Source organism: Novosphingobium sp. 11B (assembly GCF_054589055.1).
In genome coordinates, this window is the sequence record NZ_BAAILP010000145.1 from 1 (window position 1) to 4,769 (window position 4,769).

Genomic DNA, 4,769 nt, shown 5'->3' on the forward strand with positions numbered 1-4,769 from the left:
CAGCGAAGGCTGGGACCGCTGGAAAATCTTTAGGCGTGAGCCAGCGTCAGGGCACCTCGACGATAGGTTTCGCCTCAAGCACTGCCAGCGGTCCCAGCTTTCGCTGGGATGACGGGTGCTTGTACGCCCTGGTGCGGTGTTACTCGGTCAGGCTCGGCCCGAGCGAGGGATCGAGGTCGCGCGGGCGCACCAGATGCGTCAGCCGACCGCAGCCTTCGCGCAAGTCAGACCAGTGCTCTATGTCCAGTTCCACCACCGCATAGGCAGCGGTGGGGAACTTGTCCTCGACCACGTCACGCAGAGGGCTGGACCCATCATCCGGCACGAGGTCGAAGATCAGATCCTCCAGCCCCGGATTGTGCCCGACCAGCAGGATCGAGCGCGGGTCCGTTTCCTGATCCTTCAGCACGTCGATCAACGCTGCCGAACTGGCGAGGTAGATGCGCCGGTCCCAGGTGACGGGCGGCGTCTCTCCGGCCGCTTCACCGGCAAGCTCGATCGTCTGCGTCACGCGCACGGCGGGCGAGGCGAGGATGTAGCGCCAGCCTACACCGTGTTCGAGGATGTGCTTGCCCATGACACCCGCCCCGACCCGCCCGCGCTTGTTAAGCGGGCGGTCGAAGTCGCGCAGACGGGCATCGGTCCAGTCCGATTTGGCGTGACGGAAGATGCCGAGGATTTTCATGGGGCCAACTCTACAACAGCGGATCAGGATAGCGACTGCGAGTCTTCCGCCCGGTCCGCTGCGGCTCCTTGAGCATGACCGGCCACGCGCTGTAAAGCCTCCTCCAGCGTAACGCGCCGGATCGGCGTCCCCGCCGGGAAGGCGGAGAGCAGGCGCGAGGGGAATGCGGGCGAGAGCACCACGAAGTGCCCCCGGTCCTCGCGGCTGCGGATGAGGCGGCCGAAAGCCTGCGCCAGCTTGGCGCGGATCAGCGTGTCGTCGTAGGCGCTGCCCCCGCCCGCCAGGCGCCGGGCGCGGTGCAGGATCGTCGGGCGCGGCCAGGGCACTTGCTCCATCACAACGAGGCGCAGGGAGTCGCCCTGCACGTCCACCCCGTCGCGCAAGGCATCGGTGCCCAGCAGCGAGGCGGCGGGATCGTCGCGGAAGATGTCGACCAGCGTGCCGGTGTCGATCGGATCGACGTGCTGCGCGTAGAGCGGCAAGCCCCCCCGTGCGAGCCGGTCGGCGATGCGGCCATAGACCGCGCGCAGCCGCCGGATCGCCGTGAACAGGCCGAGCACGCCGCCGCGTGAGGTTTCGATCAGACGCCCGAAGGCGGCGGAGAGGGCGGGAATGTCGCCCTTGGGCACGTCGGTGACGATCAGCACTTCGGCCTGCGTCGCGTAGTCGAACGGGCTCTGGTGGATCGACAGGCGCGGCATCACCTCGATGTTCGGCGCACCGGAGCGGGCGATGGCCTTGGCCCAGTCCTCGCCGTCGCGCAGCGTGGCCGAAGTCATGACGACGCCGTGCGCCGGTTCGAGCACGACCTGTGCGAAGGGCTTCATCGGATCGAGCCAGCGGCGGTGAATGCCGATGTCGAATTCGCGCGCCTCCGATCGATCGACGGCGAGCCAGTCGACGTATTCCGGATCGGCCGGGCCGCCCATGCGGTCGAGCAGCGATTCCCAGGCGCCCAGCGTATCGACGCGCCACGTCAGCGAATGGCGCGCACCTTCGATGCGGGCGCGTCCGGGGCCGTCGAGCCAGTCAGGCGGCTCCTCAAGCAGCGCTTCGAGGCGCATGCCGAGGCGGATCAGCGGTTGGCGCAGCTCCGCCAGCGCCGCGCGGGCGCCTTGCGCGATCTCGACGAACGAACCTTCGAGGCTGGCCGCTTCGGTTTCGAGGCCATAGCCCGCTTCCTGCCCGCCGCTTTCGTCACGCGCATAAACCGTGGCGCGCACCGCCGCGAGCAGTTCTTCCAGCGGCCCGCTCGCGGCGTTCTCGGCGATGCGGCCCATCCAGCCGTCGCCGGGGAGCGCCTCTGCGGCCTCGCGCGCGGCGGCGATGGCCTTGGCGCCTGCCTCGTCGTAGCTGGCGACGTCGGCGAGGCGGGCGGAGAGGCCCCGGCGGCGGCCCTTGGACGCCTTTTCCGGGCCGATCACCCAGCGGCGCAACTCGATCGCCTCGGCGCCGGTGAGTGCGGCGGCGAACGTGGAATCGGCGGCGTCGAAAACGTGATGGCCTTCGTCGAACACCACGCGGGTCGGGCGGGAAGCCGGATCGCGGCCGCGCGCGGCATTGACCATGACGAGGGCGTGATTGCCGATCACGAGATCGGCGCCGACACTGGCGCGGGTGGCGCGCTCGATGAAGCACTTCCGATAATGCGGGCACCCGGCATAGACGCATTCGCCGCGCCGGTCGGTCAGCGCCGCGATGCCGCGCTGGCGGAACAGGGTGCCGAGCCAGCCGGGCAGGTCGCCGCCGATCATGTCGCCGTCCTGCGAGTAGGCCGCCCAGCGCGCCACCAGCTGCGCGAGGATCGCCGCGCGTCCGTTAAATCCGCCTTGCAGCGCATCTTCGAGGTTGAGGAGGCACAAGTAGTTCTCGCGGCCCTTGCGCACCACCACGGGGCGGGTGCCGTCGGCGCGTCGCTCGGGCCAGGCGCGGCGGCTTTCGGCGCGGAGCTGACGTTGCAGCGCCTTGGTATAGGTGGAGACCCAGACGGTGCCGCCTGCCTTCTCGGTCCATAGCGAGGTGGGCGCGAGGTAGCCCAGCGTCTTGCCGATGCCGGTGCCCGCCTGCGCTAGCAGGACGTGCGGGCGGCCCGAGCGCTCGCGCGGGGCGAAGGCGTGGGCGGTCTCCACCGCGTAGGCACGCTGGCCGGGGCGTTGTTCGGCAGCGCTGCCGGTGAGGCTGGCGAGCCGCTGCAGGACTTCCTCGTCCTCCAGCACGACCTGCCGAGGCTGGGGGACTTCGGGTGTCTCCTCCCATTCAGGCAGGCGCGTGAACAACCAGCGTTCGGCACGCTCGGGCTTGCGGATGCGCCCCGTCAGCAGCGTGGCCCAGGGCCAGCGCATGCGCACCAGCGACTGCAGCGAGGTCCATGCACCCTCGCGTTCGGACCAGGCCCCGTTCTCGCACATGTCGAGCAGGGCGCCGGCCGCTTCCTGCAGCAGGCGCGGCACATCGGAATCGCCCTCCGGCTCGGCGAGGCCGAGGGCATGGGCAAGGCCCTTGGGGGTCGGCACCACAAAGCGCGCCGGATGGACGAAGGCGTAGAGTTCCAGAAGGTCCAGTCCCGACAGGTCGGGATAGCCCAGCCGTGTCGCCAGCAAGGGTGCGTTGAGGATCAGCAGCGGGGTGTCGGCGGCGGCCATCACCGCCTCGCCCTTGGAAAGAGGGCGGGTGCCGAGGCCCGTCAGATCCTTCTCGCGCAGCCAGCAGCCGCCGTGACTGGCGTGGAGGGCAGGGAGGGGCAGGGCGGCCATGGCCTCTCATTAGGCACGGGGGGCGGAATTGGAAACGCCGGGCTCTCGCGCTCCACGGAAAAAATTACGGCTCGATACAAATTTCCCTCTTGTTGAATTTCACTCAAGATATATCTTAAGGCCATCATGAAGCATATGGAACGAATGATGAGAAACTCAGATTGCAACCACGGCCACCGTCATGGAGGGGGGCGCGGCCGTCACGGTGGAGAGCGCCGCTTCGGGCGCGAGGACATGATGGCAGCGATGGCCGAAGGCGCCGAAGACTTGCGCGCCATGCTTGGCCGCCACGGCGACAGGCACGGCCTGCACGGGCTGGCCCGTGGACCGCTTGGTGGCGGGTTCGGGAAGGGCTTTCCCGGCGGCTTCGGTGGCGGCTTTGAAGGTCGCGGCGGACGCGGTGGTCCTGACGGTCCGCGCGGCGGCGGTCGTCGCAAGCGGCTGTTCGACCAGGCCGAACTGCAGACCCTGCTGCTCGCCCTGATCGTCGAGGCGCCGCGCCACGGCTATGAACTGATCCGCGAGATCGAGGCGCTTTCGGGCGGCGACTATGCGCCGAGCCCGGGCGTGGTCTACCCCGCGCTGATCTACATGGAAGAGACCGGCCTGATCGCCCCCGTCTCCGGCGACAGCGCTCGCAAGGCTTTCGAGGCCACCGCCGAAGGCCGCGCCAAGGCCGAGGCGGATGCGGAGAAGTTCGCCGAACTCAAGGGCCGCCTCGGGGCTCTGGCCGCGCAGCGCGACCGGGTTGATCCCGCACCGGTGCGCCGGGCCTTCCACGCGCTCAAGACGGCGGTGTTCGACCGGCTCTCGACCGAAGGCGCCGACCGCGACTTCATCCTGCAGATCGCGGATGTCATCGACGAGGCCACCCGAAAGATCGAAAGGATCGAGAAGTGAGCACCATCGCCGCGACCGTGAAGACGCCCAATGGCGGCAAATATGTCCGCCAGCTCTGCAAGCACTGGAGTCACAAGCTGGAAACCGCAGTGGACGGCGATAAGGGAACGGTGACGTTCCCCAATGCCGTCACCGTGATGGACGCCGATGCGGAAGGCATCGCCATCACCATCACCGGCGAGGATCGCGACGCGGTGCAGGGCCTGACCGACGTGGTCGCCCGTCACATCGACCGCTTCGCGTTCCGCGAGGACGCGCTGGTCTATGATTGGGCGTGGCGGGACTGAGCGTGCAAGGAGGGGCTGAACGCTCCTCCTCATACGCCGTCATCCCAGCGAAGGCTGGGACCGTTAGCCTGTTATTGCCAACTATCGTCAGGGCGCCCGGCCGAGGGGTTGGGCTTTACGCGGCTAGCGGTCCCAGCCTTCGCT

The 4,769-nt window shown here is 68.7% G+C and carries 4 protein-coding genes; 2 read left to right on the plus strand and 2 right to left on the minus strand.

The annotated features are described in order from the left end of the window. Window positions 1-139 precede the first annotated feature (139 nt). Entirely contained in the window at window positions 140-685 is a 546-nt protein-coding gene (locus ACYPYD_RS13310) for a SixA phosphatase family protein (protein WP_008832212.1), read from the minus strand. A 23-nt stretch (window positions 686-708) separates the two neighbouring features. After that, entirely contained in the window at window positions 709-3,438 is a 2,730-nt protein-coding gene (locus ACYPYD_RS13315) for an ATP-dependent DNA helicase (RefSeq protein WP_459663561.1), read from the minus strand. A gap of 234 nt (window positions 3,439-3,672) precedes the next feature. Here ACYPYD_RS13315 and ACYPYD_RS13320 point away from each other — a divergent pair, with 234 nt between their 5' ends. After that, window positions 3,673-4,338: a PadR family transcriptional regulator gene (locus ACYPYD_RS13320; protein ID WP_459663563.1), complete on the plus strand. Its 666-nt coding sequence runs from the start codon at window positions 3,673-3,675 to the stop codon at window positions 4,336-4,338. After that, window positions 4,335-4,625 (plus strand): DUF2218 domain-containing protein, encoded by a 291-nt coding sequence (locus tag ACYPYD_RS13325; RefSeq protein WP_008832215.1) that lies wholly within the window; start codon window positions 4,335-4,337, stop codon window positions 4,623-4,625. The genes ACYPYD_RS13320 and ACYPYD_RS13325 overlap by 4 nt, the downstream gene beginning before the upstream one ends. The last annotated feature ends 144 nt before the right edge of the window (window positions 4,626-4,769 follow it).

Bases quoted from the DNA above. Each gene is read 5' to 3' on its own strand.
- ACYPYD_RS13310 (WP_008832212.1), bottom strand. From the start codon at position 685: ATGAAAATCCTCGGCATCTTCCGTCACGCCAAATCGGACTGGACCGAT.
- ACYPYD_RS13320 (WP_459663563.1), top strand. From the start codon at position 3,673: ATGATGGCAGCGATGGCCGAAGGCGCCGAAGACTTGCGCGCCATGCTT.
- ACYPYD_RS13315 (WP_459663561.1), bottom strand. From the start codon at position 3,438: ATGGCCGCCCTGCCCCTCCCTGCCCTCCACGCCAGTCACGGCGGCTGC.